Here is a 16,664-nt window from a genome sequence, read left to right as displayed (position 1 = left end):
CAGGGAGCTGAAGTCTTCTTTTTCCGACTGCCCACTGCCTCCTCACTTCAGGCCCAGCGCATCAGCCCCGCTTCCAGCTCGTTGCTCAAGCCGTCAATCACCGGGAGCATCCGCACGCCCACGGTGTACAGGCCGCTGCTCGGCAGGGGCACGGCGGCGCGGTAGTGGCCGTCGCCCTGGCGCTCCAGCGGGAAGCGAATCAGCTCGGCGCCGCGCTTAAAGACAGCTTCGACCCGCAGGTCTTCCGGGCGGATACCGGCGGGGTTGACCTGGGCGCGGACCTCCACCTTCTGGCCGGGGTGAGCGGTCGCGGGGAGGTCGGCGCTCGCGCTGAGGCTGGTGTGCGGCCACTGCGCACGCACCCAGGCCTTCCACTCGGCAATCTGCCGGGCGCGGGTGGCGTGCCCCGCACTCAGGGTGCCCCCCCGCTCCGTCAGGGGGAGGTAGTACCCCTGCACGTAGTCAATCACCTGCCGCTGCATAGAAAAGCGCGGCGAGACGGTCCGGATGGCCCGGCGCACCGCCTTCGCCCAGCCCGCCCGGTCGCCGTAGTAGCGCGGCACGATGTCACGTTCCAGGGTGGTGTAGAGGCTATGGGCGTCGGCGTCGTCCTGAATGTTCAGGTCGGCGTATTCGCGCTCGTCGCCGATGGGCCAGCCGTTGGTGCCGTCGTAGCCCTCGCGCCACCACCCGTCGAGGATGGAGAAGTTGGGCGACCCGTTGAAGCTGGCCTTCATGCCGCTCGTGCCCGACGCTTCGAGGGGGCGGCGGGGGTTGTTCAGCCAGATATCCACCCCTTGCACGAGGTGCCGCGCGACATTCATGTCGTAGTTTTCCAGGATGACCACACGGCCCCGGAACTCTGGCAGTTGCGACATCCGGTAGATTTCCTGAATAAAGGCCTTGCCGGGGTTATCAGCAGGGTGGGCCTTGCCCGCAAAGACGAACTGCACCGGGCGCTCTGGGTCATTGACGATGCGGGCGAGGCGCTCGCGGTCGCGGAAGAGCAGCGTGGCCCGCTTGTAGGTGGCAAAGCGGCGGGCAAAGCCGATGGTGAGGGCGTCTTCTGAGAGCAGCGTGTCGGCAGCGGCGAGGTCGGCGGCGGAAGCCCCGTTGCGCAGGCCCTGCTCGCGCACCCGCGAGCGCACAAAGGCAATCATCTCGCGCTTCATCTCGCGCTGCACGTCCGCGAGTTGGGTGTCGGTGAGGCGCTCGACGGCCTCCCACATCGCCTCATCCTCCAGGCGCTCGGTCCAGTCTTCCGGAAGCACGGTCGAGAGCAGGTCGCGCATGGGCTGCGAGGTAAAGGTGAGGTTGTGCGCCCCGTTGGTGACGTGGCCGATGGGCACCTCGGATGCTTCGGCACCGGGATAGAGGAACTTCCACATGTCGCGGCTGACCTCGCCGTGCAGCTCGGAGACGCCGTTGGCAGCCCGGCTCAGGGCGAGGGCAAACACCGTCATGGAAAAGGTGGGCACCCAGTGGCCATCCCAGTGCTGGTCGTGGCGGGCGAGGGCGTAGAGGTCGTCGCGGGTGGTGCCCAGCAGCCCCGGCCACTCGCCGAGATAGCGGTCCATCAGGTCGTAGGCAAAGGCGTCGTTGCCCGCCGGAACGGGCGTGTGGGTGGTAAAGAGGGTCGAGCTGGCCACCACCTCGGTCGCGGTGCGGAAATCCAGCCCGCCCGCGACGAGTTCGCGGATGCGCTCTAGCCCCAGCAGGGCGGCGTGCCCCTCGTTCATGTGGTAGACCCCCGCCGGGACCTCCAGCGCCCGCAGCGCCCGCACCCCCGCGACCCCCAGCAGCACGTACTGCTGCACGCGCAGTTCCTGGTTGCCGCCGTACAGCCGCGCGGTCAGCTTGCGGTCTTCGGCGGTATTTTCGGGAACGTTGGTGTCCAGCAGCAGCACCCGGATGCGCCCGACCCGCAGCTCCCAGACCCGAACCGCGATGTCGCGCCCAGCAATCCGCACCGACACGCGGGCTTCCTCGCCTGCCGGGGTCCTCGCCGGGCGCAGCGGCAGGGTGGTGAGGTCAAGTTCGTCGTAGGCCTCCTCCTGCCAGCCGTCGCGGTTGAGCATCTGCCGGAAGTACCCCTGGTGAAAGAGCATCCCCACTGCCGTGAAGGGCAATCCCAGGTCCGAGGCACTCTTGCAGTGGTCGCCCGCCAGCACGCCGAGGCCCCCGGAATAGATGGGCAGCGACTCGTGAAAGCCGTACTCCATCGAGAAGTAGGCGACCGGAGCCATCCCCGGCGCGTGGCGGCTGGCCCAGGTCTCCGTCTTGTTCAGGTAGGCGTCAAAGTCCGCGATGACCGTCCGGTAACGCGCCAGATAGGCGGGGTCGGCGGCAGCCTCGTCGAGCCGGGTTTGAGACACCTCCAGCAGCAGCCGTACCGGATTATGTTGGAAGCGCTCCCACAACGCAGGGTCGAGGTCCCGGTACAGGGCCTGCGCGTGCGGGGTCCAGGACCAGTAGAGGTTGTAGGCGAGGTCGGAGAGGCGCGACAGCACGGGCGGCAGCTCCGGGAGAACGGTAACTTGACCGAGAACGTTCATAACCTGCTGAGCTTAACTGAAAGCTCAGGGCATTCCCAACAGCGTCAGGGGGGGTGGTGCGGCAGCGGGTGAGGGGGCAACGCGGGGGGTGCCGCTTGCAGCCGCTGTTCCTCGCGAACCTCGCGGTCAAGGAAATAGTTCAGGGCGGTGCGGATACCTGCGATGGCAGCGAGTTTGCCGATGTCGTCCCAGGTGGGGGCGACCGCCGTCTTGAGGATGTCGGCGGCGAGCAGCAGTTCAAGCACCAGGGCCAGCCAGTGCCCCAAGCGCAGGCGCAGGGTTTCCATGCTCCCGGCCCCCGCCCTTTGCGCCCTGCGCCGGTGCTGGGCTGCCAGCTGCCACAGGGTCTCCAGCACCGCGTACCCCACGATGACAGCACAGATGGCCTCCACCCCGGTAGCGAGGGAGAGGGTGGTTTGGCGCACGACGGCCTCGAAGCCCCCCAGGAATCCCGCTGCCTCGGACATGACCGCAGCCTACCGCGTCCGGATGACAGCGTGGCACCTGGCCTGCCCGCCGCCGGCCAGAGAGCGCCCCACCCGGCGGCGGGCAGAGGCCCTGAGGCCGAGCACAGCGGGAGCTGCCGGGGACGGACTGGGTCCGTCCCCGGCAGCTCCGTCAGCACACAGCGCGGCTCAGTTCAGCACACCCGTCTCGAAGCGGAAGCCTTGGCCGTCGTAGTCCACCGTCAGGGTGCTGCCGTCGGTGACGTGGCCCGAAAGAATCTCGCGCGCGAGCGGCGTCTCGATTTCGCGGGCGATGGCCCGCTTGAGGGGCCGAGCACCGAAGGCGGGGTCGTACCCAATCACGGCGAGGCGGTCTTTGGCGGCGTCGGTCAGGTGCAGGGTGACTCGGCGCTCGGCCAGGCGCTTGCGCAGGCCCTGGGTCTGGATGTCGACGATGCGGTGCAGGTCGGCTCTGGTGAGGGCGTCAAAGACGATGATGTCGTCCACCCGGTTGAGGAACTCTGGCCTAAAGTGCCCGCGCAACTCTTCCAGCACGGCCTCGCGGATGGCCTCGGCGCTCTCTCCCCGCGCCTGCATCTCCAGGATGAGGGGTGACCCGATGTTGCTCGTCAGGATAATCAGCGTGTTGCGGAAGTCGACCGTGCGCCCCTGGCCGTCGGTGAGGCGGCCATCGTCGAGGACTTGCAGCAGCACGTTGAATACGTCCGGGTGCGCTTTTTCGATTTCGTCAAGCAGGATGACCGAGTAGGGCCGCCGCCGCACGGCCTCGGTGAGCTGACCGCCCTCCTCGTAGCCGACGTAGCCGGGAGGTGCCCCGATGAGACGGGCAACCGTGTGCTTCTCCATGTATTCGGACATGTCGAGGCGCACCATCGCGTCCGCAGAATCAAAGAGGAACTCGGCGAGCGCCTTGGCCAGCTCGGTCTTGCCCACGCCCGTCGGCCCCAGGAACATGAAGCTGCCCAGGGGACGGTTGGGGTCGTTCAGGCCCGCACGGGCACGGCGAATCGCGTCGGCCACGCTGACGATGGCGCGGTCCTGGCCGACCACCCGGCTGTGAAGCTGTTCTTCGAGCCGCAGCAGCTTCTCGCGCTCGCCCTCCATCAGCTTGCTCACCGGGATGCCCGTCCAGCGGCTCACGACGGCGGCGATGTCCTCTTCGGTCACCTCCATGTGGGCGAACTCGGCGTCCTTGAGCTTGCGCTCCAGCTCCTGTACCTCGCGCTCGAGTTGCGGCAGGGTGCCGTATTCCAGCTCGGCAGCTTTCTGAAGGTCGTACTCGCGCCGCGCCTTCTCAATCTCGGTGCGGACCCCGTCGAGGGCCTCGCGCTTCTCGCGCAGAAGCTGAAGCTCGCCGCGCTCGGCCTCCCAACGGCTGCGGACCTCGCTCAGCTCGTCGGTGACGGCCTTGAGGGACGCTTCGATGTCGAGCAAGCGCTGCTGCGAATCCTGGTCCTTTTCGCGCTTCAGGGCCTCGCGCTCGATTTCGAGTTGCAGCTTGCGGCGCTGGAGTTGGTCGATGCGTTCGGGGCTGGATTCCAGCGCCATGCGCAGCCGGGCCGCCGCCTCGTCGATGAGGTCAATCGCCTTGTCGGGCAGTTGGCGGTCGGTGATGTAGCGGTGCGAGAGCTGCGCCGCCGCGACAAGGGCGGGGTCAGTGATTTCCACGTTGTGGTGGACCTGATAGCGCTCCTTGATGCCGCGCAGGATGGAGATGGTGTCCTCCACGCTGGGTTCGTCCACAAAGACGGGCTGGAAGCGCCGCTCCAGGGCAGGGTCTTTTTCAATCTCGCGGTACTCGTCGAGGGTCGTCGCGCCGATGAGGTGCAACTCGCCCCGCGCCAGCGCAGGCTTGAGCATGTTGCCCGCGTCGGGGCTGCCCTCGGTCTTGCCCGCGCCGACGATGGTGTGAATCTCGTCGACGAAGAGGATGATTTCCCCTTGCGACGCCACGACCTCCTCGATGACGCCCTTGAGCCGTTCCTCGAACTCTCCCCGGAACTTGGCCCCGGCGAGGAGGCTGCCCATCTCCAGGGAGACGATGCGCTTGTTCCTGAGGCCTTCGGGCACGTCGCCCTTCACGATGCGGATGGCGAGGCCTTCCGCAATCGCGGTTTTGCCGACGCCGGGTTCCCCGATGAGGACGGGATTGTTTTTGGTGCGGCGCAGCAGAATCTGCATCACGCGGCGGATTTCCTCGTCGCGGCCAATCACCGGGTCGAACTTGCCGTCGCGGGCACGCTGCGTGAGGTCGGTGCCGTACTTCGCCAGCGCGTCGAACTGCTCTTCAGCGGTTTTCGTGGTCACGGTCTTTCCTTTCCGCGTCTCTTGAACGGCCTGGCGCAGGGCCGCTTCGGTGGGCAGGCCGGGGGTCCGGCTCTCGCCGCGCAGCGCGAGCAGCAGCGTGTCAGCGGCGATAAAGCTGTCGCCCCGCGCCCCCGCTTCCTTTTCGGCGGCTTGCAGGGCGCGGCCCAGCGCGGGGTCAAGGTAGAGATTCTCGCCCGCGCCCTGCACCCGCGGGAGCTTGGCGAGTTCGGCGTCGAGGGCCGCGCGAATGGCCCGCAGGTCGCCCCCCGCCGAGGTGAGGGCGCGGGCGGCGGTGTCGTTGTCCAGCAGCGCCCGCAGCACGTGGGCGACGGTGAGGGTCTGTTGATGGTTGGCTTGGGCGGCTTGCTGGGCCTGCGCGAAAGCTTGCAGCGCTCCTTCGGTGAAGCGTTCGGGATTCAAGGGAACCTCCTCAAGTGCCCCTATTGTGCGACTTAAGTGCAGTCATGTCAAGTTTCTAGAGTCTTTGGAAGTGTAACGAAGGTCGCGCCTACCGCCCGGAGGGAACGAAGCGCCCCCCCTCCGCCCGCGTGAGCAGCCCGCCCACGAACTCACCCATGCCCTCGGCGGTGATGGGCTGCCCGGCGAACGTGCCCGTACCGCGCACCGGCCCCTCCCAGTAGGCGACCGAGGTGTTGCGCGAGAGGAGTTCTTGGTCGTCGCGCAGAGGCTCCAGACTGAGGGTGAGGTCGGGGGCCGTGACCTGCCAGGTCAGCACGTAGTCGCGCCCGCTGGGGCTGCGCCAGATGCGGCCCGGCGTCATGGTCACGCCCGGCACCTCCCGCGCCACTCCTGCCGGGTCCACCCGCGAGGCGGCGACCTGCACGACCTCCCCCGCCGCGTTTCGCACCCGGTAGAGCATCAGGTCCGAGCCGTCCGAGAGGTGCAAGCCGAACCAGTCCCAGCGGGCCTGGGCACCGGGCTGCTGGTCGCCCCACTGGTGGTCGAGCCAGGCCTGCCCGGTCGCGGGCCGCACCTCGCTGCCCCCGGCGCGGCCCGGCACCAGCACCGTGCCGGACACGTCCAGCCGGGTAATGCTCTGGTAGTACAGCCGCCCCACCTCCGGCGTGCCCGAATACCCCGGCGGATGCACCACCGGCCCCTTGCGCGGGGTCAGTGTGAGGTTTAGCGGCCCGGCCCGCAAGGTGTAGGCTGCCCCCTCCTGCCGCAGCCGCCACTCACCCTGTTCGACCCGCAGCGGCGGAAAGCCGAAGCGGGCCTGCTGCGCCTCATTCTCGTAGAAGTTGAGCTGTCCGGTGCGCAAGTCCGTGACCGCCACGTGCCCGGCGTGATAGGGAATGCCCCGGTAGTTCACCTTGAACTGCGCCCAGTGAAAGGCCAGCCCCGACTCCGGCAGGTAACCTGAGACGTACCACCACTCCATCGGCGCATTTTTCGCGCCCAGGTCGGCGGGGGCCGGAAGCCGCGCCGGGTCGAACGCCTGCGGTGGGGGCAAGCAGGCCGAGAGCAGGGCCGGGAGGAGGAAGGCCGCCGCGCCGAGGGGGAAGGCTCGGATGGGTCGCATGGTTGACCTTACCGGCTCTAACCGGGCGGAGCGGTGGGCAGGGCCATGAACCGGGTGCAAAAAAAGGGGGGCCGCCCCCCATGCGGTGAGGCGGCCCTGAGCTGCCGGAGCTATTCCTCTATTCCGTCTATTCCTCGCCGAGGTAGGCCTTGCGGACGCTCTCGTCGCGGGCGAGTTCGGCGGCGGCCCGGCTGAGGCGAATCTCGCCCGTCTGGAGGACGTAGCCGTGGTGGGCGATGCCCAGGGCCATGCTCGCGTTTTGCTCGACGAGGAGGATGGTGGTCCCGCGCTCGCGGTTGAGGGTCCCCACGATATCGAAGATGGCTTCCACGAAGAGGGGCGAGAGGCCCATGCTGGGTTCGTCCAGCAGGAGGAGCCGGGGGTTCACCATCAGGGCGCGGGCAATCGCCAGCATCTGCTGCTCGCCGCCCGACATGGTGCCGCCGAGCTGGTTCTCGCGCTCCCTCAGGCGGGGAAAGAGCGCGAAGCCTTCCTGAATGCGCTGCTCGACGAGCGCCCGGTCAGTGACCGAGTAGGCCCCCACCTCCAGGTTTTCGCGCACCGTGAGCTGCGGAAAGATGCGGCGGCCTTCGGGCACGTGGCTGATGCCCCGGCCCAGCAGGGTATGGGGAGGCACGCCGGTCACGTCCTGCCCGGCGTAGATGACCTGCCCGGCCCGCGGCTTCATCATCCCGCTGATCGTGCGCAGGGTGGTCGTCTTGCCCGCCCCATTGCCGCCAATCAGGGCGACGATTTCGCCTTCTTTGACGGTCATATCTATCCCCTTGAGGGCGTGAATCTGACCGTAATAGGTGTGTACGCCGCGCAGCTCCAGCAGCGGGGCCGCGCCCGTCTCGCCCGCTCTCAGCGGCGCTGTCATCTTGCCTCCTTGCCGTAGTCGCCAGCCGCCGCGCCGCGCCCCAGGTAAGCCTCCATCACGGCGGGGTCATTGCGGACCTGATGGGGCAGGCCCTCGCTGATTTTGGTGCCGTAGTCCAGCACGGTGATGCTCTCGGAGAGGGTCATCACCAGCCGCATATCGTGTTCGATGAGCACCACCGTTACGCCGAGGTCGTCGCGAATAGAGCGAATCAAGGCCTTGAGGTCCTCAGTTTCGCGGGGGTTCATGCCCGCCGCGGGTTCGTCGAGCAAAATCAGTTTGGGGGTGGTCGCGAGGGCGCGGGCGATTTCGAGCTTGCGCTGGTCGCCGTAGGGGAGGTTGGTCGCCAGCTCCCTCCGCCATTTGCTCAGGCCCACGAAATCGAGCATAATCCGCGCCGTCTCGCGGGCTTCGCGCTCGGAGTCGTGGAAGCCGCGAGTGTGCAGCACCGCGTCGAGGAAAGTGGACTTCAGACGGCTGTGCCGGCCCACCATGATGTTTTCCTCTGCGGTCATGGAAGAAAACAGGCGGATGTTCTGGAAGGTGCGGGCAATCCCTGCCGCGGCCACCTGGTCGGGCCGCAGCCCCACGAGGTTGCGCCCCGCCAGCCGAATGGTCCCCCGGTCGGGCGCGTAAATCCCGGTGATGAGGTTAAAAAAGGTGGTTTTGCCCGCCCCGTTTGGCCCAATCACCGAGATGATGCCGCCCTGAGGCACGCCAAAGGTCACGTCGTTGACGGCGGTCAGGCCACCAAAGGTCTTGGTGAGGCCCTGCACGTCGAGAATCAGGGGCGTGGTCACCGGGTTCCTCCTGCGGGTTCGTCTTCTTGGCGCGTTTCCAGGCCGGGACTGTAGACGTCGCCGCCGCCGCCCGTGAGAGAAGGCCCAGTGCCCTTGGCGCTGTCATCCTCCTGATCACCCTCATGGTGCAGCTCCAGCGTGCGGCGGCGGCTGGGCAGCAGCCCTTCGGGGCGCAACAGCATCATGGCCACCAGGATGACCCCGAAGATGAGGCGCTGGAGCTGCCCCGGATTGGCCTGCTGCGGAATCCAGCTCAGGTTTGCCGTCGCCTCGCCCAGGCCCGGCAGGATGCGCAGGTTAAGCAGCGTCACCACCGCCGCTCCCAGAATCACGCCAGGAAAGGACCCCATCCCGCCTAAAATCACCATGCTCAGCACGCCGATGGACTGAAACAGGTTGAAGCTCTCCGGCGACACGAAGGTCTGTTTGGCCGCGAAAATCATGCCCATTACGCCCGCAAAGGACGCGCCCGTCGCAAAGGCAATCAGTTTGGTCCGTACCAGCGGCACGCCCATCGCCTGCGCCGCGACCTCGTCGTCACGGATGGCAATCCAGGCCCGCCCGATGCGCGAGCGGTCGAGCCGCACATTGACCACCAGGATGATGCCGACCATCAGCAGCGACAGCACATACAGGAACAGCAGTCCGTACTGGTCTTCCGCAAAGCCCAGGCGGGCGGCCAGCGCGTCAAACCACCCCACCGACGCGCTCCCGATGGGGGTGATGCCCTGCGACCCCGCCGAGTACAGGTCGAGGTTGTTGGCCAGCACCCGGATGACCTCGCCCAGCCCCAGGGTGATGATGGCGAGGTAATCGCCCTTGAGCCGCAGCACGGGCAGGCCAATGAGGACCCCCACGATGGCGGCGGCCAGTACGCTGAGGGCCAGGAAGAGCCAGAAGAAGTTGGGGTCAATGCCGTTCGCGAGGCCCTCTGCCCGGAAGGCATTCAGCACCAGCAGGGCGCGGGCGCTCAGAATCAGGCCCGCGACCAGCCCAAAGCTCGCCAGTCCAAAACCCCACGAGGAAGCGCGGGTGGGCGGCACCCGTTGGTGATGGCGGTTGATGGCGACCATGCTCGCCGCCGTCACCGCCGTCAGAAAGAGGCCCAGCGCCAGGGTTCCGGCATTCGTCGCGCCGGGATTCTCGCCGTAGTAGCGCAGGATTTCGGCCAGGCGCGGGCTAGCAAAGATGCCCCACAGGTAGGCCCCCACCGCAAAAAACGCCACGTAGCCCAGGTCGAGCAGCCCCGCGAGGCCCACCACGATATTGAGGCCCAGCGCGAGCGCCGCGAAAATCATGATTTGAATGCTCAGGTCGAGCAGCGAGGTGTCTTCCTGTCCGGCCCACGGCAACACCAACAGCAGGCTGCCCAGCCCGACGAGCGCCTTGGCCCACGGGGCGGCCCGCCACAGGTACGCGAAGAGGATGTTGGCCAAGAAGAGCGACACGACGACCGCTTCGACGATGGGGTTGCGCAGCAGTGCCCCCACGCCCCCCAGCGTGCCGAGCCACTCCCGGTTGTGCGACAGCAGCAGCAGGGCGCTGGTGAGCAGGAAAATCAACAGCAGCAGCCCGGTGCGGTCGGGCGTGACCCGCCGGGGCGAAACCGGATGCACCGCCGTCATACCTTCTCCACGTTGCTCTTGCCGAGCAGGCCAGTGGGCTTAAAGATGAGGATGAGCACGAGCACGATAAAGGCCCCGATGCGCTGATAGGAGGCGTCAATCGCTTCGAGGTTGGCGATGCCCAGCAGCCCACCAAAGATGTTCGTCACGCCGATGAGGTTCTGAATCACGCCCAGCGCCAACCCCCCCAGCACCGCGCCGGGAATCGAGCCGATGCCGCCCAGCACGGCGGCGGTAAAGGCGATGATGCCGGGGTCAAAGCCGGAATAGGCATTGACGGTGCCAAACTTCATGCCGAAGAGCACCCCGCTGATGCCGCCGAGTGCCCCGCCAATCAGGAAGGTCGCGGAAATCATGCGGTTCGAGTCGATGCCCATCAGCCCGGCGGTCACCCGGTCTTGTGCGACCGCACGAATCGCCTTGCCGAGCCGGGTGCGGTTGACGAGGTAGTTGAGGACCGCGAGGCTGAGCAGCGCAACGACAATCAGGATGACGTCCTTGAGCTGAAGGTCGAGGCCCAGCCGGGCAAGGGTGCTCCCCACGGCGGCGCAACTGCTCTCCGCGCCGCAGAACTTTCCGGAAAAGCCGTCGGGCAGCGTGTAGGTCAGGTCGAAGCGGCCCTGAAACCCCTCGATGAGGCGCAGCACGTCCTGCAAAATCAGCGACACGCCGATGGCCGTAATCAGGGGCACCAGCCGGGGGGCATTGCGCAGGGGGCGGTAGGCCAAGCGTTCGATGGTCACATTGAGCAAGCCCGAAATCACCATCGCCGCGAGGAGCGCAATCAGGAGCTTGAGGTAGCCGTTCATGGGGCTGGGCGTCAGCACCCGGAACACCTCAAAGCCCACAACCGCACCTGTGACGAACACCTCCGAGTGGGCGAAGTTAATGAGCTGGAGCACGCCGTACACCATGGTGTACCCCAGCGCGATAATCGCGTACACAAAGCCCAGCACCAGGCCGCCCGCGATGACGTTCACGAGAAATGGCAGCAGTGTGGCGAGATCCAAGGTCCTGCTCCTTTCGGGTGGGAGTGCCCCGGTTGGGGCGGGCAAAGAAGGCGGCACCAAACAGCGCGAACCGGACCGCGCAGGGAGCCGCCTGCACGGTAGCGCAGCTCACCGTTGCCTGCGGGGGCCACAGCAAGAGGGCTGGGCGCTCAAGGCCCAGCCCCCGCAAGCAGGTATGCCCCCGACTGCCGGGACTTATTGACGGGCGGGGCGAACGGGCAGACGGGCCGAGAGGCTGTACTTGCCGTTTTGCACGTTCATCACGTACAGGGTGGCACTCTTGCGGTCGCCCACGCTGTTGAAGGAGACGGTGCCGGAGAGCAGCCCGGTAAAGGTTCCCTTGCGAATCGCCGTCTCGACCTGCTGGCGGCTGGGGACCTTGTTGCCGTTGGCCTTATACGCCGCAAGGATGCCCTGCAAGACCACCTTGGCGGCGTCGTACCCGAAGGCCGCGAAGCCCTGAGCCTGGTCGTTAAAGGTCTTCTGGAAGTTGGCGGCGAAGGTCTTGGCCGCCGGGAGCGCGTCAATGGGCGCGGCAACGGTCGTGAAATAGATGTTGGTCGCACCCTTGCCCGCGATGGTGGCGAGTTCGGCGCTGTCGAGGCCGTCACCCCCCATCACGGGCGTGGTGATGCCCGCTTCGCGCAGCTGCTTGATAAAGACGCCCACCTGGTTGTAGATGCCGCCAAAGTAGATGGCGTCGGGGCGCTGGAGCCGAATCTTGGCGATGATGGAGGAAAAGTCGCTCTTTTCTTCCGTACCCTCGTTGCCCACGACCTGCACGCCCTTGGCCCTCAGGGCCTTTTCCACTTCCTTGGCGAGGCCTTCGCCGTAGGCGGTCTTGTCGTTGAGCAGATAGACCCGTTTGGCTTTGAGGTTGTCTGCCAGGAAGTTCGCGCCTGCCGGACCCTGGGCGTCGTCACGGGCGACGATGCGGTTCATGTTGCTCAGGCCCCGGTCGGTGACCTGGTTGGCGGTGTTGGCCGGGCTGACCATCGCCACCCGGCTGGAGACCAGCGCCTGGCTGCTGGGAATCGCCACGCCAGAGTTCAGGGTGCCCACCACCGCCAGGATGGAGCGGTCGGCGGCAATTTTGCGGGCTTGCGCGGTGCCGGTTGCGGGGTCGGCCTGGTCGTCATAGGCGACAAGTTGCAGGTTCATTCCCAGCCTCTGGAACTCTGCCCGGTATTCATTGACGGCGAGCTGGGCACCGTTGCGAATCTGGGTGCCGAGGTCGCTCTGTCCGCCGGAGAGCGGAGAGAGCGTAGCAATCTTGACGGTGGTCTGGGCGCTGGCGCTTCCCAGGGCGAGGGCGGCCAACACGGACAGGCTCAGGGCAGTGCTCTTCATGCTTCCTCCGGTATGAATGCGCTCGTCGCGCGGTTGTGGGGTGGCCTGATTGTAGAGACGCCTAAAGGAGAAGTCAATGCGCCCCTCATCTTTTAACGAGCAAGAAAAACAATTTTCCCAGCAAAGAAGAGGGCATGAGTTGCGCGCCGAAGAGCCGCAGCGCAACAAAAAGAGCATCCTGGCCCTCCTTGCCCATCCGTGACCCACCTGTGAGGGGGAGAAACCAACTCTGCCGAGCTTGCCTAGGGGGGCGCTCAAATCAGTTCCAGGTAGCGCTCCAGCTCCCAGGCGTGTACGGCGGCGCTGTAGTCGGCCCACTCGGCGCGTTTGGCGGTGACGTAGCGGTCCATGACGTGCTCGCCCAGGGCGGCGGCCAGCACCTCATCGCGCTCCAGTTCGTCGACGGCCTCGCGCAGGTCGCTCGGCAGGTCGCGGATGCGGTGGTGCCGCTTTTCGCGCACAGTCATGCGGAAGATGTTGCGGGCGATGGCGGGGGGCGGCTCCAGCTCGCGCTCGATGCCGTCGAGGCCCGCCGCGAGCATGGCCGCGAGCGCGAGGTAGGGGTTGCAACTGGGGTCGGGCATCCGCACCTCGGCGCGGGTGGAAGCGCCCCGTTTGGCCGGAATGCGAATCAGGGCCGAGCGGTTTCCGGTACTCCAGGCGACATTGACCGGCGCCTCAAAGCCGGGCACCAGCCGCTTGTAGGAGTTCACCAGCGGATTGGTGACCGCTGCCAGGCCCCCCGCGTGCTCCAGCAGGCCCGCAATGAACTGTCGGGCGACAGCCGAGAGGCCGTCTTCGGCCCCCGCGTCCGCAAAGGCGTTCCCGCCGCCGCGGATGAGGCTGAGGTGACAGTGCATTCCAGAGCCACTGACCCCCGCGATGGGCTTGGGCAGAAAGCTCGCGAGCAGCCCGTGTTCCAGCGCCACCCGCTTGACAACAAACTTAAAGGTGGCGAGGCGGTCGGCGGCCTCCAGCGCGGGGGCGTAGCGAAAGTCAATCTCGTGCTGGCCCGGCGCCACCTCGTGGTGGGCCGCCTCAATCTCGAACCCCATGCCCACGAGGTGCTGGGTAATCTCCCGGCGGATGCGCTCGCCGCGGTCGACGGGCGCGAGGTCGAAGTAGCCCGCCCGGTCGTGCGTCACGGTGCCCTGCCGTCCGCCGCTGCCGGGAGCCGGGCGCTCGAAGAGGAAGAACTCCGGCTCGGTGCCCACCAGCATCTCGAAGCCCAGCGCCGCCGCCCGCTCGACCTGCCGCCGCAACACCCGCCGGGGGTCCCCCTCAAAGGGGGTGCCGTCCGGCAACGTCACGTCGCAAATCAGCCGCGCCACCCGCCCCCCTTCGCGGTCCTCCGGGGAAAAGGGCGGGTAAATCAGGAAGGTCGAGAGGTCGGGCGCGAGCAGCATGTCACTCTCCTCGACGCGGGTAAAGCCTTCTACCGCGCTGCCGTCAAAGGTCACGTCGCCGCGCAGGGCCTTTTCAAACTGCGAGCGCGGCACCTCCACGTTTTTCGTCGCGCCCAGGATGTCGGTGAACTGAAGCCGCAGAAACTCGACGCCCTCCTCGGAGAGGTGGTCGAGCAAGCGGCGGGCGGCGTCGGGCAGGTCGGCAGCAGAGCGGGCAGGGGTCATAGGTGCAGGTGGCCTCCGAACGCCACCATACGGCGTCCCCAGCCGTTGCGCCACATCTCGTCATGTTGCGGAAGAACGTTTTGCTCAAAATGCCGACGGATAGTCAGCCTGCATAGTCATTTTCGTGCAATCTGTTCAGTGAATGTTGACCAATCGGCACGCTGCCCCCCATACTCCGGTCAACCGCAGGCGGCGCAGCTGTTTGGGCCACCTAACCCCAGGAGGACTCCATGAACCACGACTTTGACGTGCTCACCGCCGCCCGCAGTTGGCGGGTCGAACGGGCTGAGGTGCCCACCCCTGCCGAGGTGGTGAGCGAGGTTTTTGCCCGCGACGTGCTCACGCTGGAGCAGCTCAAAGCCCGGCTCTCCAAGCCCGCCTACCGCAGCCTGCGGGCCACCGTCGAGCAGGGCGAGCCGCTCAATCCCGCCATCGCCGATGAAGTGGCGCTCGCCATGAAGACCTGGGCGATGGAGCGGGGCGCGACCCACTACACCCACTGGTTTCAGCCGCTGACCGGCTCGACCGCCGAGAAGCACGACGCTTTCGTCTCGCCCAACGGCGACGGCCTGGCGATTGCGGCCTTTAGCGGCAAAGAACTCATTCAGGCCGAACCGGACGCTTCTTCCTTCCCGTCGGGCGGCTTGCGGGCCACCTTCGAGGCGCGGGGCTACACCGCTTGGGACCCCTCCAGCCCGGCTTTCATCATGCGCCACAGCAACGGCGCGACCCTGTGCATCCCGACCGCCTTTGCCTCCTGGACCGGGGAAGCGCTCGACCTCAAGACGCCGCTTTTGCGGTCGGGCGAGGCGCTGAACAAGGCCGTCGCGCCCGCCCTGCACCTGTTTGGGGCGTCGGTGGGCACACGGGTGGTGAGCACGGTGGGGGCCGAGCAGGAATACTTCCTGGTGGCCGAGGAGTACTACTTTCGCCGCCCCGACCTGGTGATGACCGGGCGGACCCTCTTTGGGGCGCGGCCCCCCCGCGGGCAGGAACTCGAAGACCATTACTTCGGCGCGATTCCGGACCGGGTCCTGAGCTTTATGACCGACGCCGAGTTGCAGCTCTATGCCCTGGGGATTCCGGTCAAGACCCGCCACAACGAGGTGGCACCGGGCCAGTTTGAGATTGCCCCTATCTTCGAACCCAGCAACGTGGCCGCCGACCACCAGCAGCTTTTGATGCAGGTTCTGAGCAACACCGCCCGCAAGTATGGCTTGGTGGCCCTGATGCACGAGAAGCCCTTTGCGGGGGTCAACGGTTCGGGCAAACACTGCAACTGGAGCATGAGCACCGATGCAGGCGAGAACCTGCTGGAGCCGGGCGACACCCCGCACGAAAACCTTCAGTTCCTGTTCTTCTGCGCGGCGGTCCTCAAGGCCGTCGACGAGCATCAGGACCTGCTGCGGGTTTCGGTCGCGGGCGCGAGCAATGACCACCGCCTCGGCGCGAACGAGGCCCCGCCCGCCATCCTCTCCATCTTCCTGGGCAGCGAGCTGACGGACATCCTCGACCGCATCGAGTCGGGCGAGGGCGGGCGCGGGCCGGAAGCCGGACTGCTGGGCCTCGGCTCCAGCGTGCTGCCCCCTATTCCCCGCCACGCTGGGGACCGCAACCGCACCAGCCCCTTTGCCTTTACGGGCAACAAGTTCGAGTTCCGGGCGGTGGGGTCCTCGCAGAGCATCTCCTTTCCGGTGACAGTCCTGAACACCATCGTCGCGGACGCCGTGCAGATCCTGACGGCGGACCTCGAAGCCCGCCTCGCCCGTGGGCTGGGCCTCGACGCGGCAGTTGGCGAACTGGTGCGCGAGACCTACGCCGCCCACAAGCGCATTGTCTTCAACGGGGACGGCTACTCCGAGGAGTGGCAGCGCGAGGCGCAGGCGCGGGGACTGCTCAACCTGCGCACCAGCGTGGACGCCATCGAGCGGCTGTGCGACGAGAAAAACGTGCGCCTCTTTGAGCGCTTCGGCGTGCTCTCGGAACGCGAACTCGCTGCCCGGCAGGAAATCCTCTTTGACATCTACTTCAAGACCGTCAACATCGAGGGCGAGACGACCGAATCCGTCGCCCAGACGATGATTCTGCCCGCCGCCGTGTCGTACCTCGGCGACCTCGCACGGGCGGGGGGCAGCCGCGCCGTCCGCGCCACCGCCGCCGAGGTGGAAGCCGCCACCGACGAGCTGTACGACGCCCTCCAGACCCTGCGCGAGCAAAACCGGGCGCTGGGCGGCGACACCGTGCACGAAAAGGCCCATCACATGCGCGACGCCGTCTTGCCCGCGATGGCCGGAGTCCGCCAAGCCGCCGACCGCTTGGAGAAGCTCGTCGCCGACGCCCACTGGCCCCTGCCGAGCTACCGCCAGATGCTTTTTGTGAAGTAGCCGTCAGCGGTCAGCTCTTGTCACCAGGCCCCAGCTTCGGCTGGGGCTTTTGACCACCCTCCCCACTTCCCACTGACGACTGCCCACTCCCCCACCAAAAGCTGACGCCTAA

11 protein-coding genes are annotated in these 16,664 nt (G+C 66.9%); 1 reads left to right on the top strand and 10 read right to left on the bottom strand.

The features are described from left to right. Positions 1–47: 47 nt before the first annotated feature. The 10 genes from glgP to glnA all read right to left on the bottom strand — a co-directional run bounded on the left by glgP (position 48) and on the right by glnA (position 14,168). On the bottom strand, positions 48–2,555 hold the full coding sequence (gene glgP / locus H565_RS0112620) for an alpha-glucan family phosphorylase (protein ID WP_027461350.1): 2,508 nt from the start codon (positions 2,553–2,555) through the stop codon (positions 48–50). A 44-nt stretch (positions 2,556–2,599) separates the two neighbouring features. After that, positions 2,600–3,022: a DUF1622 domain-containing protein gene (locus H565_RS15415; RefSeq protein ID WP_051363610.1), complete on the bottom strand. Its 423-nt coding sequence runs from the start codon at positions 3,020–3,022 to the stop codon at positions 2,600–2,602. 168 nt (positions 3,023–3,190) lie between these two features. Then, positions 3,191–5,749, bottom strand: a complete 2,559-nt coding sequence (clpB, locus tag H565_RS0112610; protein ID WP_027461349.1) for an ATP-dependent chaperone ClpB — start codon at positions 5,747–5,749, stop codon at positions 3,191–3,193. An 88-nt stretch (positions 5,750–5,837) separates the two neighbouring features. After that, on the bottom strand, positions 5,838–6,872 hold the full coding sequence (locus H565_RS15410; protein WP_051363609.1) for a lipocalin family protein: 1,035 nt from the start codon (positions 6,870–6,872) through the stop codon (positions 5,838–5,840). Between the two features lie 127 nt (positions 6,873–6,999). Then, on the bottom strand, positions 7,000–7,752 hold the full coding sequence (locus H565_RS0112600) for an ABC transporter ATP-binding protein (RefSeq protein ID WP_051363608.1): 753 nt from the start codon (positions 7,750–7,752) through the stop codon (positions 7,000–7,002). Next, positions 7,749–8,552, bottom strand: a complete 804-nt coding sequence (locus tag H565_RS0112595; RefSeq protein ID WP_027461347.1) for an ABC transporter ATP-binding protein — start codon at positions 8,550–8,552, stop codon at positions 7,749–7,751. The genes H565_RS0112600 and H565_RS0112595 overlap by 4 nt, the downstream gene beginning before the upstream one ends. Then, complete coding sequence (locus tag H565_RS0112590) at positions 8,549–10,177, bottom strand: branched-chain amino acid ABC transporter permease (RefSeq protein WP_027461346.1); 1,629 nt, start codon at positions 10,175–10,177, stop codon at positions 8,549–8,551. Before H565_RS0112590 ends, H565_RS0112595 begins: the two co-directional genes overlap by 4 nt. Further along, complete coding sequence (locus H565_RS0112585; protein WP_027461345.1) at positions 10,174–11,187, bottom strand: branched-chain amino acid ABC transporter permease; 1,014 nt, start codon at positions 11,185–11,187, stop codon at positions 10,174–10,176. The genes H565_RS0112590 and H565_RS0112585 overlap by 4 nt, the downstream gene beginning before the upstream one ends. Before the next feature lie 195 nt (positions 11,188–11,382). Next, positions 11,383–12,537, bottom strand: a complete 1,155-nt coding sequence (locus tag H565_RS0112580; protein WP_027461344.1) for a branched-chain amino acid ABC transporter substrate-binding protein — start codon at positions 12,535–12,537, stop codon at positions 11,383–11,385. Positions 12,538–12,791: 254 nt separating this feature from the next. Beyond that, positions 12,792–14,168 carry a type I glutamate--ammonia ligase gene (glnA, locus tag H565_RS0112575; protein WP_034409544.1) on the bottom strand — a complete coding sequence of 459 codons (1,377 nt, stop codon included), beginning with the start codon at positions 14,166–14,168 and terminating at the stop codon, positions 12,792–12,794. 230 nt (positions 14,169–14,398) lie between these two features. Between glnA and H565_RS0112570 the strand changes: the two genes are divergently transcribed. Then, entirely contained in the window at positions 14,399–16,552 is a 2,154-nt protein-coding gene (locus H565_RS0112570; protein WP_027461342.1) for a glutamine synthetase III family protein, read from the top strand. Positions 16,553–16,664 lie beyond the last annotated feature (112 nt).

Source organism: Deinococcus murrayi DSM 11303 (genome assembly GCF_000482805.1).
Classification (GTDB): domain Bacteria; phylum Deinococcota; class Deinococci; order Deinococcales; family Deinococcaceae; genus Deinococcus; species Deinococcus murrayi.
The sequence above is the reverse complement of the archived record's forward strand: the minus strand, read 5'-3'. Positions and strand labels throughout refer to the sequence as shown.